Genomic DNA, 17400 nt, shown 5'->3' with positions numbered 1-17400 from the left:
GGTTTCTTCCTTTTGACTAAGAATAAAGCTTCAGACAGGGTGATTCCTGGTATCATGATTCTTATTGCCGTAGTGGCGAGACTTCTCATGATTCCGGAGGTTACTCTTTCTCCGGATTATAATTCCTATTATCTTCCCTGGGTCAATGCCTACAGAGAATACGGCATTATTACAGGTCTTGGAAAAAATATAGGGGATTACTATGTGCCCTATAACATTATGTACGCCATATGCTCACTTTTTCCCGTGGAGCCGTATATTCCGCTGGCGGTCTTTTCTTTTATAGCTGAGATAGTCAGTGCTCTTTATATCAGGAAAATTGTTCTCTTTTTATTGGGAGAAAAAGGCGTTTTAGCGCAGGACGCTGAGAGAAAAGCCAATTATGCAGCAGCTCTTTCACTTTTACTTCCTTTTGTTGTATTTAACGGAGCACTTTGGAAGCAGTGTGATGCCATTTACGTTGTATTTATCGTAATCGCTGTATATTACCTCCTAAAGGATCAATACAGAGCTGCTTTTATCTTCTTTGCCATATCTTTTGGCTTTAAGCTTCAGGCGATTTTATTTGTGCCCTTCTTTTTTATGATCTATCTGATAAAAAAAGGCTTTAGCATTCTTGAATTTGGCTGGATTCCCGTTATGTATCTGATAATGGGACTGCCTTCGGTGCTTTGCAAAAAGGGCCTAAGAGATACTTATTTTGCCTATATGTCCCAGACCCAGGAAACCACAACAGAAGGCTACGGAATGGTTTCCTACTATCCTAATATCTATAATTTCGGACTGGATAACCTTGATAAGTATTTGAAGCTTCCGGCAATAGCACTTACGGCGGGAATTCTTCTGGGGCTTGTGATCTATGCCTATCGTAAGAAAGATTTTTTACAGAAAAAAGAAAATGCCATCGTGTTCGGACTTCTGATGGCCTGGACCTGCACCATGTTCCTTCCGGGAATGCATGAGAGGTATGATTATGCGATTGTTCTTTTGATGACAACGGTGTGTGCCTTTGTAAAGCGTGAGCTTTGGCCAATAGTTCTTGTGATGAATATCTGCTCGCTTTTGGTATATGTGATAGTTCTTTTCGGGCAGTATGATATTTCCATGATACCAATATCAATTGCAGAGATCGTGGCCTATGTATGCTTTGTATTCTATGTATTTAAAATATCTTCAAAAGAAAAGGCAGCCTGAAATCCGGGCTGCCTTAAATAAATCCTTATAGCTTATTACTAATTTGTTACCACGACAAAATTTCCGAAATACGAGAATTTGTATTTAGAACCATCCGCGGTTATCTCGTTTTCTGACAGGTCGTCTCTATGCAGGATAAATACATTTCCATCGTCTAAATAGAAACCGGATTTATCCTTAAAATCCTCCGGAAGACCAAAAACAAATTTTCCAAAGGAATCTGCAATTCTGAATTCTGAGCTATCATCCCTGTAATGAACAGTTTCCATAAATTCATAAGGTGATGTCTTTGTGTAATACAGTGCAATCATATATGGCGCTGAGAGGTGTGAGTAAGTTGAGTAGATAAGCTTATCATCAGCTGCAGCGTCATTTGCATAGTTGCAGGCTTCACCATAGCCCGGCATGAATGCATCTGTGGTCATACGGTTGTAATCTTCAAAATATGTACTGACGAAAAGTGCGGCGGCAACGAAGAAAATGGCAGGTGCTGCACTCTTACAGGCAATCATCAGAGTACGAAGAGTCTTATTGGCCGTAGCTTTTTCTATCATGATGAATTCTGAGGTCACAAAAATATATCCTCTTGCAAGAAAATACATGACGGGAATAAAAAGTACCACCATTCTGTTTATATCCTCCTCCACAAAGAGTCCAAAGACAAATGAAGGAATAAACAGGCTGATCATGAAAACATCCAGGCATTCGCCGCGTTTTGCTCTAATAAAGCTTGCGACCATTCCGGCAATTGTTATAGGAAAAGTAAATGAGAATAAAGGCGCAAAGCCCGGTATGTAGTTGAGTATCTGTTCCGATGAGTTACCAACAGTCAGATTCTTAACCATTGTAATAATGCTCTTTACAATTGCAAGCATAAATCCTGAGCCGGATGCAAATACTGATCTTTTGGATGTAAGAGCATTTATGGTAAATGCAGGTGTAATGATCTGCGGAAGTCCGAAAAAGCTCACTGCATAGAACAGGATCAGCGGTAACAAAAAGAGAATAAACAGTATGATTCCGAGAATCATCTGAAATGGTGTCATGCGTCCTGTTTTCACACAGAATATTGAAATTATCAGAAGATGTATCGGAATAATTATCGTGGTTGCGCCGTAGCTGTATAGTGATAGTGCATAGCAGACAGCTGATAAGGCGAACAATAATGTGGCCTTTACGTCTGATGAGTGCAGCAATTCTCTTTTCTTTTTATCTCTTGCCTGGAAAAGGGTTCCCACATTCTCAAAGGAGGAGAAATCCTTCTGGAGAGACATACCCTGCGTAAAAAGGAAAAGTGAAAGGATGATCCAGAATGGGGTCGTGTTACTGTCAAGACTCCATCTTGAGAGCATCAAATGATAAGGACTAAAGGTAATGATGCAAAGTGATACCAGCGGAATCCAGATATATTCTCCGTTAATGTTCTGAAGAGAGTTTACATTTTCAGAGGTTTTAATACTGCTTGATGAAAGCTTCTGTATTGTCAGGAAGAAAAGAGGCAGTGTAAGGATTCCCAATACTGCAGGCAAAGCACGAAGTGTTGTCACCCCGGATCCAAAGAGGAAGGTGGTGATTACATTAAGATAGATCATAAGAGGGCTTCCGCCGCCTGAACCATAGGTTATAGGATAAACAGGGAATCTGTAGCCATTTCTGTCGATTCCGAATGTAGACAGAATGTAGGCCTCATATCCGATTGAAGCTTCGTCCTGATGAAGGCCCATAGGAATATCGCCCAGCTTATACAGTCTAAGGAGACCTCCTAAAATCACCACGGCGATAGGAAGCAGAATAGTATACAGTTTATTAAATGAAACATTTGAGATATTGATCTGAGAGCTGCTGCTTTTGTCACGCTTATACCATAGAACAACACATCCACCTGCAGCAGCCAGATATAATGTAGTAAATAACAGGTTTATCGTACTCATAGTGTGCTCCGAAGCTTGATTTTTCTAATGATTATCTTCTTGATATTCATTAATTATAGGAAACAGCTGGCCTGACGTCAAACTAAAAACAAATTTCATTATAGTGGAAAAATTTGATACGCATGTGCTATAATAAACTCTGTTTGACGATTTATGGAGGATTTTATAATGCCAATTAAGATAAACAGTTTCATGGGTAAATTCGGATGGTTTGCAAGAAAGCATTTTCCTATGCTTGCAAGTGAAGCATATTTGAAGCTTCAGTTCGTTACAAGACACAAATCTCAGCAGAAATATATCGATTATTTCATGAATGCACCTGAGGTTCCGATGCCCAATGTTGTAAATATCGAGACCATCAACAGATGTAACTCCACCTGCGCATTCTGTACAGCTAATGTTCACGCAGAGAAGAGACCTCTTTGCAAGATTGATGATGACCTTTATAAAAACATCATCGACCAGCTTGCTGACTGGGGCTACAAGGGACATCTTACCCTTTATGGAAATAACGAACCCTGGCTTGATACAAAGATTGTTGAGAGACATAAGTATGCCAGAGAAAAGCTCCCTGAGAGCTTCATTTTCATGAGTACCAACGGACTTATTCTCAATATTGATAAGGTAAAGCAGATAAAGCCCTATATCAATCAGCTCATTATCAACAACTACAGCATGGAATTTAAGCTCCATGACAACATTCAGGAGATATATGAGTATGTTAAGGCTAATCCCGAGGAGTTTAAGGATCTTGATATCGAGATTCAGATGAGATACTTGGAGGAAGTTCTTACAAACAGAGCAGGTTCTGCACCTAATAAACAGGCTACTGAGAAGGTTATAAAGGAGACCTGTCTTCTTCCCTTCACAGATATGTGGATCATGCCTAACGGTAAGCTTGGCCTTTGCTGCTGTGATAACTATGAGGTTACTGATTTTGCCGATCTTAGTAAGGTAAGCCTTAAGGAAGGCTGGGCTTCAGAAAAGTTCATGGAGGTCAGAAGAAAGATTGCCGGTGGCCGTCAGAACGAGCCCTTCTGCAAGCACTGTGATTTCATTGATGCAGGCTTCCGTATGACTATGGTTAACGCCATTCTTGAGGGAAGAGATCCAAACAAGCTCGGCGGTCAGCAGAGAATGAAGCTTATTAAGAAGGAAGACTGATTTTAAGGAGTAGCTGTGAAGGATTTTGCCGGAAAAATACTTTCAAGATGGTATATCCTGCTTATAACTTTGTTTATTATGGCTGTTTTTACCATGTACATGGTGGTTGGTGAAAACAGCTATATTGCTATACCCGATAATCTTGATCTTTTTATGGCTCAGTACAAAATGATGCAAAATACGGATACGTTTTTTGCCCATGATGCGCTGGTGCCGTTTCTTCATGGGATCAGCAGAGATAATCTGCCTGGTGAATTCTATCTTTATTCTGTATTATTTGAGATATTTCCCGCTTATACAGCATATATTCTGGGCTACATTCTGAAGATTGTAACAGCACTTGTTTCTTGTATTCTTCTTGCAAAGGATTTTGGCCTTAAATGCGATGCCCCTGCATATATATGCGGTTTTGCCTATGGAATACTTAATCTGTTCCCGGCCTTTGGAATACCCTTTGCGTCGATTCCCCTTGTCATTTATCTGCTTAGACGGATCTACAGGGAAGGATTGTCAGCAAAATCCATTAAATACTACGTTCTCCTGTTTTTTTATCCGGTAGTTTCATATTTTTCCTATTTTGGAATGTTTATTCTTGGATACCTTGTTCTTGCTATAATCTGGAGATGGATAGCAGATAAAAAGCTGTCGTTTTCTCTTTGCATAGGTCTTGTGGTTCTGTCAGCCGGATTTGCGATTTTGGAGTACCGCCTTTTCGGAACCATGCTGTTTTCGGATGAAGTGACTATCAGAAGCTCCATGAAGGATGCAAGTATGACACTTCCTCAGATATTCGGAGAGTCCTTTGATGTATGGAAAAATGGCATGATGCACGCAGATGATGCCCATTCATACTTTGTTTTGCCGGTATGTATCATATATTTCGTTTTCCTTAATGTAAGATACATTTATAAAAAGAATATCCGGGGGATTTTCGGTGATGTATATAACCTGTTTGCTGTACTTCTTATATTTAACAGTGCGGTTTACGGAGCTTATTACAGTGAGGCCATGAGAAATCTTGTGGCCACTCTTCTTCCGCCTCTAACAGGGTGGCAGTTTAACAGAACCATCTTCTTTAGCCCATTTTTATGGTATGCATCTCTTTTCATAATATGCTATCGGATGGCTAAGGCTGCAGAAGATAAAAAAAGTGATGTTTACAAGAAGCTTCTGATCTTTGGCTCTGCCATTATCCCGGTTATAGCGGTATTCGTGATTCTTATAGGCTCGGAGCACTATAACGATCTTTATGATACAGCCTATGGAACTGCCTACAGAATAAAGACAGGTCACGAGGTGGACAGACTTAGCTACAGAGAATTCTATTCCGAGAAGCTTTTTGATATAATAAAATCCGATATTGATTATTCAGAGGATGACTGGTCAGCGGCATACGGAATGCATCCGGCAGTCCTTGAATATAACGGCATATCCACTGTTGACGGATATCTTGGCTTTTATACTCAGGAGTACAAGGATGCTTTCAGAAAGGTTATAGAGCCTGCGCTTCTTCGGAAGGAAAATACCAGAATATACTTCGATGAGTGGGGAGCCAGGTGCTATCTGTATTCGGGAACGGATGATTCCATCGTAATGGCCACAAGAAGCTATACCGGTGTTACGGATAACGATATCTATATAGACAGCAAAGCATTGAAGGAGCTGGGCTGCAGATATATTTTCTCAAGAATAGATATATCAAATGCAGCAGAAAAGAACCTCAGCTTAAGGGGCACATACAGTGATGAATCATCACCCTATGTGATTTATGTATATGAGGTTAAGTAAGGAAGGTTAAGTAATGGACAAGATAGCGGTTTTAATACCCTGCTACAACGAAGCACAGACAATTGAAAAGGTAATAAGGGATTCAAGGGCAGCTTTACCCGATGCGGTTATTTATGTTTATGACAATAATTCCACGGATAAAACTGCAGAGATTTCTAAGGCAGCAGGTGCAGTGGTAAGACATGAGTATGTTCAGGGAAAGGGTAATGTAATCCGCAGAATGTTCCGCGAAATTGATGCGGAGTGCTACATCATGGTGGATGGAGATGACACTTATCCCATGGATTCTGCTCCTGGAATGTGCGAGCTTGTACTTAATAAAAATGCGGATATGGTTGTAGGCGACAGACTCTCATCAACATACTTTACGGAGAATAAGAGACCTTTCCACAATTTTGGAAACAGCCTTGTAAGAGGCAGTATCAATAGACTTTTCGACTGCGATATAAGAGATGTTATGACTGGATTTCGTGCATTTAGCTACGAATTTGCAAAAACATTTCCTGTTTTGTCCACAGGCTTTGAAATTGAGACAGAGATGACGATTCACGCAGTAAATAATCATATGCAGATTGAGAACTACATTATAGAGTTCCGCGATCGACCTGAAGGATCAGAGTCAAAGCTCAATACCTATTCGGACGGAATGCGCGTACTTATGACCATTGGCAGGCTTTACAGAGATTATAAGCCTATGGGATTTTTCTCAATCCTTGCAGCCGTATTTGCTATCATTTCAATAGTATTCTTTATCCCGATTTTTATTTCATTTGTTGAGACGGGGCTTGTTGAAAGGTTCCCCACGTTGATCGTGTGCGGCTTTGTGATGATGGCAGCACTGCTTTCAATCTTTTCGGGACTTATACTCAATAATATGACCATAAACCACCGAAGGGAATTTGAAATGAGGCTGATAAGCCTCCATTCCGAAAAGAAAGAGAAGCTTAAAAAATCCTGACAGTGATATGTCCTCTTTATTGGTAAATCCTGTGGAGAGGGCATTTTTATGCGGTTTTTTATTTTGAACTTACTGTGTCCATAATCTTAAGATTATCTTAAGATTTATGAGCTTTCCTTTTAAAAAAATTAATTCATGCTATTATCAAAAGGATTATTAATTTTTGACCGACTTATTGAGAGGAGTTTTTATGAGAAAGAAGCTGGCACTTGCCATGACACTTATGGTGGTATTCTCTGCCGGATGCTCAAAGGAAGCAGTACTATCTGCACAAAATAAAGCAAATCAGGCACAGACAGATATTTCTGCAGAGAATGTGACTGAAACAGAAGCGAACGATGCTAATGATGTAAACAGTGGAGAAGCATCTACTGAGAATGCTGACGCTGAGAATTCTGCAAGTGATGCTTCATCTGTAGAAGCTTCATTTAATCCTGACGATATAGTTGAGCCTGAGATTGCAGAGGAAGAGATAACACAGCCTGTGGATGTACTTCAGAAGGATGCTCAGGCAGACGCTGCCGCAGCAGCAGAAGCTGAGGCACAAGCAGAGGCAGCTGCCCCAGAAGATAATACTATAGATATAGTTTTTCTTGGTGACAGTCAGTTTGATAATGCCAGGGATACAGGAAGTGAGATTCCGGCTTATACCAGAGCTCTTATGGGCGATGATGTAAGAGTTTACAATCTTGGAATCGGCGGAACCTGCGCTTCTATAGAGAGAGGAGCAAGTGATCTTCCGCAGGATATCAAGGACTCATGCTTTGTAGGTATATGCTATGCACTTGCAGGACAGCTTCCTGATGACTCATTTATGGACAATACATCAGCAGCAGAGGATTATCATAAGGTTAATCCTGCAAATGTTGATTTCTATGTTATAGAATACGGTGCAAATGATTACATCAATGGTAAGGATTTAAGTACCGAAGGCGAGCCCTTTGATATTCACTCCTTCAGAGGTGCGCTTAATAAGGGATGCGATATTTTGAGCTCCATAAGTCCCAAGGCAAAGTTCATCATCTGCAGTCCTTCATACTGCATCTGGTACGGTGCTGACGGATATGTTATAGGAGACAGCTACACTGTTAGCAAGGGAATAGGTACTCTTGCGGAATATGCTGATATATCAAGGAACCTCTGTGAGGATGACGGCTTTTTTTACCTTGATACCATGTATGCCACATATTTTGATCTGAAGATTACTACCTTTGAGGATTATCTCGCTGACGGACTTCATTACAAAGAGATAGGAAGACAGGTTTATGCCACTGTTTTGGCACATTTCCTGAACAAATCTCTTGGACGCGATGATTCAGAGCTTCCATACATTGAGATTAATTCATTTACTTATAATAATTAACAACTAATATAATTATGCGATATAATGGGCTTCAGGGTATTTTTAAATTCCCTGAAGCCCATTTTTTAGGAAGGAGAGTCTTTTTGATGAAAAAAGGACCCCACTTGCTTATCAGCACAGTTATTTTTTTAATCATTCTTGCAGGTGCTGTTTTTGCAGCAATGCTTGTCACAGAGAGAAAATCCAGCTACGAGAAGAACGCAGCCTTCTTTGAAGAGGCAAAGGCAGATCATCTTGATGTTCTTTTTATTGGATCATCCCACGTGATAAATGGTATCAACCCGCTGGTGCTTTATGAGAATTACGGTATCACATCATATAATCTTGGAGGTCACGGGAGTCTTTTACAGGAGAGCTACTGGCAGCTTATACGAGCACTTCAGTACTGCAAACCTGAATATGTGGTAGTTGATGCCTATATGCTTGAGAAAAATTATCAGTATCTTGATAAATGCTATGAGGATACACCTGAGGATGAGCGTAAGACATCCATAGAACAGCTTCATCTTAATATGGATGCATATCCCTTAAGCAGACTTAAGATAGCAGCTGTAAACGATCTGATTGAGGATAAGGATATCAGGAATCAGTTTCTTTTCAACTTCATGGTTTATCACGACAGATGGAAGGAGCTTGAAGGTAACGATTTCAAGAGACTTACAGGCACTATGCCCACAAATTCCGCAATGGGCGCTGAGATGCGATATCTCGTAAAAACCGACGTGGATGAATATCCTCAGTGTGAGGAGGGGCAGGTTCTTGATGAGCACACTGTTGGCGAAGAGTATCTGATGAAGATTATCGATGAGTGCCAGAGAGACGGAATAGGGATTCTTGTGACGTATTTGCCTTTCTCTGCTGAGACAAAGGACCAGATCGCAGCAAATACTGCCGAAGCTGTGGCAGCAAGATACGGCGTTCCCTGTATCAATATGCTAAAGGAAGATGGCATCATTGATGAGGCAACGGATCTTAATGATCATGGTCACCTTAATGTAAACGGAGCTATCAAGGTCACAAATCGTATCGGTGAGTGGTTTGGTCAGAATGCAGACATTGCAGACCACAGAGGTGATAGCGAGTATTCCAAGTGGGATGAGCTTTCTGCTGATTTTAATACGGAAATGGATGATATGCTGCTTTCCGGAAATGACATAAGATGTGAGCTTAATCTTCTTATGAGGGCTGATGTCAGCAGTATAGTTTACGTAAATACTGAATCGGAAGCCTTTCATGATGAGGGGATTAAGCACCTGATAGCAAGGCTTTCCGGGACTGATGGAATAGACAGGGCAGCAGCTTCTGATGGACCATACATACTTATTAAGGATGCAGCCTATGGCAAATATGAGGCCTGTGGCATGGAGACCTTAGAAAATGTTGGTACAGCCATAGGTGAGCTTACCTATATTCCGATTGAGAAGAATTTCAGACTTCTTTATCCTTCAAGTGATGAGAGCATCAACTATTTATATGATGATACTCATTATGATGAAGATATTCAGATTTTGATATATGATAATAATAGTGGAGAGATACTTGCCCATCTGTATTATGAACCAGAGCAGACGGAATATGTTTCCACAAAATGAGATAAGAAAGGAAAGATTACATGTCTAAAGTTTGTGTAGTAGGAATTGCGGGAGGATCAGCTTCGGGGAAGACCACCATTGTCAACAGGGTAAGAGAAAAGTTTGGTGATGATATTGTTGTTATAAGCCATGATTCATATTATAAGGCCCATAATGACCTTTCTTATGATGAGAGAAGCAGACTTAATTATGATCATCCCTCCTCTTTTGATACAGAGCTTCTTATTGAGGATGTGAAGAAGCTTAAGAGAGGCGAGGAAATCGATATTCCTGTATATGATTACGCTATTCACAACAGATCCGATCAGACTGTTCACGTTGTTCCCAAGCCTGTAATTTTGCTTGAGGGAATCCTTATTCTTGAAAATAAAGAACTCCGAGACCTTATGGATGTTAAGGTTTTTGTAGATACTGATGCCGATGAGAGACTTATGAGACGTATCAGAAGAGATACTATCGAGAGAGCCAGAAGCGTTGATTCTGTTCTTACGCAGTATGGCGAAACAGTTAAGCCTATGCATGAGCAGTTTATTGAACCCAGTAAAAAATATGCCGACCTTATTATTCCTAGAGGCGGCGAGAATCTTACAGGTATCAATATCTTTACTGAACATCTTCAGTCCATGCTCAGGGAGGAGGTACGCTGAGGATGATTGTGCTTTCGGTTCTTGCTCTGATTTTATGGCTTTTAATAATACCGATGTGCATGGGACTTCTTTTACAGGGGCTTCTTCCTAACACAAAAAAGACCATTGGGATAACCTTTTTGTGTGGTTTTATCCTTTCTTTTGCTGTGTTTGAGGTTGTATCGATCCCCTGTATGATTTTGATAAAGTACGGTGCATTTAAGATGTGCGTGCGGATTTTTGCTGCATGTGAGATTATTCTCTCCTTGTTTGGTATCTATGCTACAGCTAAGAGAGTCAGGAAAAAAATCTGTGACGGCTATGTTCCCGGATTTTCTGAGGATTTTAGAGGGGGAAGGATTCATACCTTCATGAAGCTTACTTTCCCGGGTGAGGAGAAAGCGGACCCTTCAGCGCTTATCAGTCCCAGAACCGATGTGAGGGTGATGAAGGTACAGTACAGCCTTGAAAGCTATGTTTTCTGGGGGATATTTTTCCTTATTGTGTTGTTTCAGCTGTTTATGACTGTGTTTATGGCGCCCTTTGACGGGGATGATGCTTATTATGTTGTAGAGTCTTTGCTGGCACAGCAGGCAGGTGTGATGAACACTATTCTTCCCTATACGGGAAGCTCCACAAGCCTTGATTTACGACATGCCATGGCAGTGTTTACCATGTGGGAAGCCTTTATAGCAAAAGTCAGCGGTGTTCATGCTACGATTCTTTGCCATTCAGTCATGCCCCTTGTGCTTATTCCTCTTATTTACCTTATCTATCTTGAAATCGGAAGGATTCTTCTTGCCGGAAAACAGGCGCTGGTTCCGATTTTTATGATATTTATGTCTCTTTTTATCATGTTTGGAAATACTTCGATTTACACTGCAGAGACGTTTCTTATGATGCGCACCTGGCAGGGCAAAGCAATGGTTTCCAATTTCATCATTCCGCTGATATTGTGGCTCTTTTTATGGATGTTTGATGATTGCAGAAAGCCCGGATATCTGTGGAAGGAAGAGACAGCAGGCGGAACGAGGATTATCAGAAATTGTTCATGGGTGATCCTTTTTATGGTAAATATGTGCGCAGGTATTATGAGCTCCATGGGTATCATGTTTGCATGCGGTTTTACAGCGCTTTTGACATTCCTTTTGCTTATTTATACGAGAGATTTTAAGGTCATCGTCAAGGCGGTTCTTTCAATAATTCCCAGCGTGATATATCTGCTGGTATATAAATCTATGTAGAGGTTATTATGTACGGAATTTTTATGGAAAGCTGGGTGATATTTAAGCAGTACGGCGGGAACGGCTTTATGCTTGTTCTTTTTGCCGCAGCACTTATATATCTACTTATTGCAGAAAAGGATTACAGGAAAAAAATGGTGATAGCCATTGCTCCGGCCATTGTACTTTTGGGATTTTTTGTTCCCTTTACTAGAATAGCCTATGTTGCGATTTTAGATGACGGCGCAGATACCTATTACAGAATACTTTGGCTTCTTCCTATTGGGGTATGTATCGCCTATGCCGGATGTAAGCTGTTTGCATCTCACAGAAGAATAGGTGCGGTTGTTGTAAGCGCGCTTATAATTCTTTGTGGCAGCATCGTTTATAAAAATCAGTATATGCAAAGGGCTGAGAATCTATATCATATACCTCAGGTTGCAATTGATGTCTGTGATGTGATATCTCCAAAGGAGGGTGAACCCAGAGTAAGGGCGGTATTCCCTGAGGAGCTTGTTCATTTTGTAAGACAGTATGACACGAATATCATGATGCCCTATGGAAGAGATATTATTGCATGGAAATATTACAATGCTGTTCACGAGGCTTATGAGAACGTGGAGACCATCAATGCGGAGGAGCTTCTTGCTGCAACAAGAGAGACTAAGTGCAGATATATTGTTATGGCCAAGGGCAGAAGTATTGATGTGGACCTGGAAGATATGGGCCTTACCCTCATTGCGGAGGTAGATGCATATAATATTTATGAAGACCCTAAAATGGTAAACTGATTCCTATGACTTTTAATTCTTACATATTCATATTTGTATATTTGCCGGTATTTATTCTCGGAATACATTTAATCCAGAGATTTTTCAGTACGAGAGATAATGCCGTAGTTATCATGCGCCTTTGGATTATTGCAATGTCAGCCCTGTTTTTTGCAGGCTACGGAGCATTAAGCATAGGTGCTCTTTTTGTGAGCATAATTTGGAATATTATCTGGGGGTATCTGATAGATAAAAAAGACATATCTCTGATTCCCGGTGTTCTCGGAAATGTTGTCTTTCTTTGCTTCTTTAAATATAATGGCAGCATTGTAATGCCGGTGGCTGTGAGCTTTTACACCTTCCAGCAGATAGCATTTCTTGTGATGTTAAAAAAGAAGGAAGTAGAACGCTTCGGACTTTCCGAATATCTTAGTTACATTCTGTTTTTTCCTAAAATAATGCAGGGACCTCTTGCTGATTATAAAAAAATAACAGGCGAGCTTAACTCCCTTATTAAAAAGAGGGTTTCGGCAAAGGATATTCTTGTGGGAATGGTTCTTTTTATACTGGGTCTTGCCAAGAAGGTTCTTATTTCAGATGCCCTGGGGCTTGGGGCGGATTATGGATATTCCAATATTCAGACACTCACTGCGATAGATGCAATTGTAGTTGCTCTCAGCTATTCTCTTCAGCTATATTTTGATTTCAGCGGATACTGTGATATGGCTGAGGGTATTTGCAGAATGTGCGGTATGGACCTTGAGATCAACTTCAGCTCTCCCTATAAGGCAAGGAATATAGCAGAGTTTTGGGACAGATGGCATATTACTCTCACCAGGTTTTTTACAAAATATGTATATATTCCGCTTGGAGGCAGCAGACAGGGAACGGTCAGAACATATTTTAATATTCTTATTGTGTTCCTTCTTAGCGGCATCTGGCACGGAGCAGGCTTTACCTTCATAATATGGGGGCTTATGCACGGCTTTATGATGGTGATTACAAGAGTTGTATCACCTGAGAGATTTAAGAACAGATTCTTTACTTTTATATATGTAACTGCAGCATGGGTATTCTTCAGGGCAGGGAGCGCCGCCGATGCTCTTACGCTTCTTGGGAAAATTGTTGAGCCTGCCGCCTGGAGCGGCTTTAGGATAAGTATTAAGCTGGCTGAATGTTTTCAGCTGGATGAGCTATGGTATGTTCTTAAGGTTACTCCTATTCCGGGCTATAGCTGGAGCGGCTATGTTTGTATGTGGTTTATTATGATTCTTGCATGTCTCCTTGTGTTTGCGGGAAAGAGTGCAAAAGAGCTTGCGGGCGGCTTTGAAAAAAGATATGAGCTCGCAGCAGGTAATGGAAAACATCGCGGACTTTTAATAATATATATGGTTCTTTTAGCCGGACTTTTTGTGTGGTGTACCCTTAGTCTTGGAAGAGTAAGTACATTCCTTTATGTGAATTTCTAATTGCCGATAATTTAGGCATTATATTTTTGGAGCTTTATGAAAAAAGATGCATTTGCCAAAAAGTTAATACTGATCTTTGCGATTTTGGTAGCGATGATGCTTATCCTCATAAGCGCACTGGTGATATATGTAGATCCTTTTTTTCATTATCATGAGCCGCTTTCCGGATTTCCTTACGTTGTTGATAATCAGCTCTCGCAAAATCCCGGCATGGCAAGGAATATGACCTATGACAGCTGTATAATAGGATCTTCCATGACTGTGAATTTCCATACGGATGATTTTAACGAGCTTATGGGACTTAATACGCTTAAGCTTTCATACAGCGGTGCATATCCAAGGGATGATTACAATATCCTCAGCATCGTATATGACAAGGATACTCTTGCCAGAAGTAAAAATGATGTTAAGGCTGTTTTCATGGTGCTGGATATTCCGACTCTTACGGCAGCGACGGATGAGATAAAATATCCTTTGCCGGAGCATCTCTATGATAAGAACCTTCTTAATGATGTAAAGTATCTTTGGAATAAGGATGTTATCCTTGAGTATATTTTCAGGCCTTATATTCAGAAAAAGCCTTCGAATATGTCTGAGATATATGCCAGCTGGTGGACAGAGGAATACTACAACATCAATTTCGTCATGCATGGGTATGAGGCCCCTGAAAGGGTGGAGGAGGTCATGGATCCAGATCTTTTGATACCTCAGACTAAGAAAAATCTGGATGAAAATATACTGCCGTTTATAAAGGCTCATCCGGAAACTACCTTTTATGTATTCGTGCCTCCCTACAGCATTCTTTACTGGAATAATGTTTTAACCGAGAATCACCTTGAAGCAACGCTTAATCAATATAGATTTGCGGCATCCGAATTTTTGTCGTATGATAATGTGCGTCTGTTTTATTTTCAGAATATGGAAGAAATAGTTACAGATCTTAATAACTATGCGGATTATACACATTATAAGCCGGAAATAAATCGTTATATGGCGGAGTGCTTTGCAAGCGGCGAGCATGAGGTCATAAGTAATGAGCAGTTTGAACATGAGCTTTCGGAGATGATGCGTATTGTGGATGACTTTGATTTCGACGCTCTACTAACTGCAGAGTATTATTAAAGCAGGTATGGAGGGAATTTACATTGCCGAATTTACGATCAGATGACAATAGGGAACGGGGATCTTCTGTTCCGGTATGGGTGCATATCGCGGTGCTTGCTGTAATTGCACTTGTAATTATTTTTGTAGTTGTGAAGCTGAGCATTTGGAATAAGGGAAGAGAGGTTGATACCTCTGATGTCAATGCGGAGGACTTTGAGGTAGAGGTCCTTGATCAGATTTTCGTTCTTCCCGCAGATAAAAAGGAAGGTCATGAGGATGATGGTCAGGAGACCATACTTGTCCTTGGCAATGATGCTGTGACCTATGACTATTCCAAGACAGGCTTTTGCGGACTTGTTGCGGATAAGACAGGGGCAACAGTTATCAATGCGGGCTTTCCGGGAAGTACAATTTCTGTAAAGAACGCTGAATATCAGGCTGACTACGCTATGGACAGATTTAGCTTCAATAATATTGCGGATTCCATCGTATCAGGTGACTTTAGCAGTATGGATGAAGCGCTCAATTCCTTTACAGAGGATAATACCTACGTACTGAGTCTCGGAAGCCTTGAAAATACTGATTTTGACAAGGTTGATACCCTTGTGGTCTACTATGATGCCCTTGATTATATTAGCCTTAGACCCGGAATGAATCCCGGTAATGATGTGGATCCGGTGACTTACATGGGTGCGCTGCGTTCCGGAATCAAGAAGATTCAGGAAAAATATCCTTATATCAGAATAGTATGCATGTCATTTACCTTCTGCTATGCCTATGATTCTGACGGAAGTCTTAAAAACGGAGACAGAGTAGATTTCGGTAACGGTAAGCTCACAACCTACATGCAGCATATGATTGATGTATGCGGAGAGACGGGCGTTTCATTTATTGATAACTACTACGGAACCATCGATGAGGGAAACAGCTCAGAATATCTTCTTGATAACATCCATGTTAATCAGGAATGCAACAAGCATATAGCAGCTCACTTTGCGGAGGCTATTTATGGAAAATAAAAAGGTATCCCTTAAGGCCATATTATTCCTTCAGGGTGCGGTTTTAATTTATTCACTTACAACTGTAATAAGTAAGATCGTTTCAAATTACGAGTTTTTATCTGCAAAATTCATACTGTTTTATTTACTCGATTTTGCGGTTCTTGGTGTATATGCTATTTTGTGGCAGCAGCTGTTGAAAAAATTTGAGCTTTCAATTGCTTATGCCAATAAGGCAATGACGCTCCTCTGGTCACTTTTATGGAGTGTTATCCTTTTCCATGGAGAGGTCACTGTGTCAAAGGCCATTGGAGTTGCACTGGTTATTGCCGGTACAATCATCCTAAATAAGCCGGCCCGTGAGGAAGGAGGAAGTTTATGATTCCTTTTATTATCCTCGCCCTTGGGGGACAGCTTATAGCATCCATATCACAGATGCTTCTTAAGAAAAGCTCACAGAAGGAATATCCTAATTTTATCAGACAGTATCTGAACGTACTGGTGATCATGGGATACGGACTTTTGGTTGTCTCCATGTTTATTGCCATAGTATGTTACGGTCATATGCCTTATATGTACGTGGTAATCTTGGAGCCTGTTGGCTATATCATGGTTATGTTTCTTAGCAGAATGCTTTTTGCGGAGAAAATTACAAAAAATAAGATTATAGGAATGCTTCTTATTCTTTCGGGTATATGCGTATTTTATCTTGTTTGAGCAAATGCCGCAGTGACGCGGTTTTGCGCCGCCTTGCATGATATGTGCATTGCGGTTATAATTTTATGAGCCTAATAATTATAAATTTTTTTAATAATAGGAGTTAAATAATGAAAACTTATCTTGTAACAGGCGGTGCCGGATTCATCGGTTCAAACTACATTCACTACATGTTTAAGAAGTATGATAATGAGATCCGCATTATCAATGTGGATGTCCTTACATACGCAGGTAACCTTGAGAACCTCAAGGACGTAGAGGATAGAGACAATTACACCTTTGTCAAGGCAAATATCTGTGACAGAGATGCTATAAACAAGATTTTTGAGGAGAACGATATTGACCGCGTAGTTCACTTTGCGGCTGAGAGTCATGTTGACAGATCAATCGTTAATCCTGAGATCTTTGTAGAGACCAATGTACTTGGTACAGCTACAATGCTTAATGCAGCTAAGAAGGCATGGGAGCTTCCTGATGGCAGCTTCAAGGAGGGAAAGAAATTC

The 17400-nt window shown here is 40.5% G+C and carries 16 protein-coding genes; 15 read left to right on the top strand and 1 reads right to left on the bottom strand.

Annotation, left to right across the window (positions count from 1 at the left end):
* Nucleotides 1-12: 12 nt before the first annotated feature.
* On the top strand, nucleotides 13-1194 hold the full coding sequence (locus G608_RS0110345) for a glycosyltransferase 87 family protein (protein ID WP_026495951.1): 1182 nt from the start codon (nucleotides 13-15) through the stop codon (nucleotides 1192-1194).
* 38 nt (nucleotides 1195-1232) lie between these two features.
* Here the strand turns inward: G608_RS0110345 and G608_RS0110340 are convergent, their stop codons facing one another.
* Nucleotides 1233-3125, bottom strand: a complete 1893-nt coding sequence (locus G608_RS0110340) for a hypothetical protein (protein WP_026495950.1) — start codon at nucleotides 3123-3125, stop codon at nucleotides 1233-1235.
* A gap of 168 nt (nucleotides 3126-3293) precedes the next feature.
* Here G608_RS0110340 and G608_RS0110335 point away from each other — a divergent pair, with 168 nt between their 5' ends.
* The 14 genes from G608_RS0110335 to G608_RS0110270 all read left to right on the top strand — a co-directional run.
* Nucleotides 3294-4289: a radical SAM/SPASM domain-containing protein gene (locus G608_RS0110335; RefSeq protein ID WP_026495949.1), complete on the top strand. Its 996-nt coding sequence runs from the start codon at nucleotides 3294-3296 to the stop codon at nucleotides 4287-4289.
* A gap of 15 nt (nucleotides 4290-4304) precedes the next feature.
* Nucleotides 4305-6077 (top strand): DUF6044 family protein, encoded by a 1773-nt coding sequence (locus tag G608_RS0110330; protein WP_026495948.1) that lies wholly within the window; start codon nucleotides 4305-4307, stop codon nucleotides 6075-6077.
* A gap of 13 nt (nucleotides 6078-6090) precedes the next feature.
* Nucleotides 6091-7035, top strand: coding sequence for a glycosyltransferase family 2 protein (locus G608_RS0110325; protein WP_026495947.1), 945 nt, complete (start codon nucleotides 6091-6093; stop codon nucleotides 7033-7035).
* Between the two features lie 190 nt (nucleotides 7036-7225).
* Nucleotides 7226-8398, top strand: coding sequence for an SGNH/GDSL hydrolase family protein (locus G608_RS0110320; protein WP_026495946.1), 1173 nt, complete (start codon nucleotides 7226-7228; stop codon nucleotides 8396-8398).
* Between the two features lie 86 nt (nucleotides 8399-8484).
* Nucleotides 8485-9990: a hypothetical protein gene (locus G608_RS0110315; RefSeq protein ID WP_026495945.1), complete on the top strand. Its 1506-nt coding sequence runs from the start codon at nucleotides 8485-8487 to the stop codon at nucleotides 9988-9990.
* A 20-nt stretch (nucleotides 9991-10010) separates the two neighbouring features.
* The gene (udk, locus tag G608_RS0110310) at nucleotides 10011-10637 is read left to right on the top strand and encodes a uridine kinase (RefSeq protein WP_026495944.1); all 627 of its coding nucleotides are present in this window, start codon (nucleotides 10011-10013) and stop codon (nucleotides 10635-10637) included.
* Between the two features lie 2 nt (nucleotides 10638-10639).
* Nucleotides 10640-11860, top strand: coding sequence for a DUF6077 domain-containing protein (locus G608_RS0110305; RefSeq protein ID WP_026495943.1), 1221 nt, complete (start codon nucleotides 10640-10642; stop codon nucleotides 11858-11860).
* A gap of 8 nt (nucleotides 11861-11868) precedes the next feature.
* Nucleotides 11869-12630 carry a hypothetical protein gene (locus G608_RS0110300; protein ID WP_026495942.1) on the top strand — a complete coding sequence of 254 codons (762 nt, stop codon included), beginning with the start codon at nucleotides 11869-11871 and terminating at the stop codon, nucleotides 12628-12630.
* Between the two features lie 5 nt (nucleotides 12631-12635).
* Nucleotides 12636-14078, top strand: coding sequence for an MBOAT family O-acyltransferase (locus G608_RS0110295; RefSeq protein ID WP_026495941.1), 1443 nt, complete (start codon nucleotides 12636-12638; stop codon nucleotides 14076-14078).
* 36 nt (nucleotides 14079-14114) lie between these two features.
* Entirely contained in the window at nucleotides 14115-15200 is a 1086-nt protein-coding gene (locus G608_RS0110290; protein ID WP_026495940.1) for a hypothetical protein, read from the top strand.
* Between the two features lie 23 nt (nucleotides 15201-15223).
* The gene (locus G608_RS0110285) at nucleotides 15224-16201 is read left to right on the top strand and encodes an SGNH/GDSL hydrolase family protein (RefSeq protein WP_026495939.1); all 978 of its coding nucleotides are present in this window, start codon (nucleotides 15224-15226) and stop codon (nucleotides 16199-16201) included.
* Entirely contained in the window at nucleotides 16191-16562 is a 372-nt protein-coding gene (locus tag G608_RS0110280) for a transporter (RefSeq protein ID WP_035795326.1), read from the top strand. The genes G608_RS0110285 and G608_RS0110280 overlap by 11 nt, the downstream gene beginning before the upstream one ends.
* On the top strand, nucleotides 16559-16897 hold the full coding sequence (locus tag G608_RS0110275) for a hypothetical protein (RefSeq protein WP_026495937.1): 339 nt from the start codon (nucleotides 16559-16561) through the stop codon (nucleotides 16895-16897). Before G608_RS0110280 ends, G608_RS0110275 begins: the two co-directional genes overlap by 4 nt.
* Nucleotides 16898-17007: 110 nt before the next feature.
* Nucleotides 17008-17400: GDP-mannose 4,6-dehydratase (locus tag G608_RS0110270; RefSeq protein WP_026495936.1), on the top strand; the 393-nt coding region annotated here is incomplete at its 3' end.

It is taken from the genome of Butyrivibrio sp. WCD3002, assembly GCF_000424265.1.
GTDB lineage: Bacteria > Bacillota > Clostridia > Lachnospirales > Lachnospiraceae > Butyrivibrio.
This window is presented reverse-complemented; position numbering and strand designations above follow the sequence as displayed.

Bases quoted from the DNA above. Each gene is read 5' to 3' on its own strand.
- G608_RS0110280 (WP_035795326.1), top strand. From the start codon at position 16,191: ATGGAAAATAAAAAGGTATCCCTTAAGGCCATATTATTCCTTCAGGGT.
- udk (WP_026495944.1), top strand. From the start codon at position 10,011: ATGTCTAAAGTTTGTGTAGTAGGAATTGCGGGAGGATCAGCTTCGGGG.
- G608_RS0110275 (WP_026495937.1), top strand. From the start codon at position 16,559: ATGATTCCTTTTATTATCCTCGCCCTTGGGGGACAGCTTATAGCATCC.
- G608_RS0110335 (WP_026495949.1), top strand. From the start codon at position 3,294: ATGCCAATTAAGATAAACAGTTTCATGGGTAAATTCGGATGGTTTGCA.
- G608_RS0110305 (WP_026495943.1), top strand. From the start codon at position 10,640: ATGATTGTGCTTTCGGTTCTTGCTCTGATTTTATGGCTTTTAATAATA.
- G608_RS0110340 (WP_026495950.1), bottom strand. From the start codon at position 3,125: ATGAGTACGATAAACCTGTTATTTACTACATTATATCTGGCTGCTGCA.
- G608_RS0110300 (WP_026495942.1), top strand. From the start codon at position 11,869: ATGTACGGAATTTTTATGGAAAGCTGGGTGATATTTAAGCAGTACGGC.
- G608_RS0110320 (WP_026495946.1), top strand. From the start codon at position 7,226: ATGAGAAAGAAGCTGGCACTTGCCATGACACTTATGGTGGTATTCTCT.
- G608_RS0110290 (WP_026495940.1), top strand. From the start codon at position 14,115: ATGAAAAAAGATGCATTTGCCAAAAAGTTAATACTGATCTTTGCGATT.
- G608_RS0110295 (WP_026495941.1), top strand. From the start codon at position 12,636: ATGACTTTTAATTCTTACATATTCATATTTGTATATTTGCCGGTATTT.
- G608_RS0110325 (WP_026495947.1), top strand. From the start codon at position 6,091: ATGGACAAGATAGCGGTTTTAATACCCTGCTACAACGAAGCACAGACA.
- G608_RS0110315 (WP_026495945.1), top strand. From the start codon at position 8,485: ATGAAAAAAGGACCCCACTTGCTTATCAGCACAGTTATTTTTTTAATC.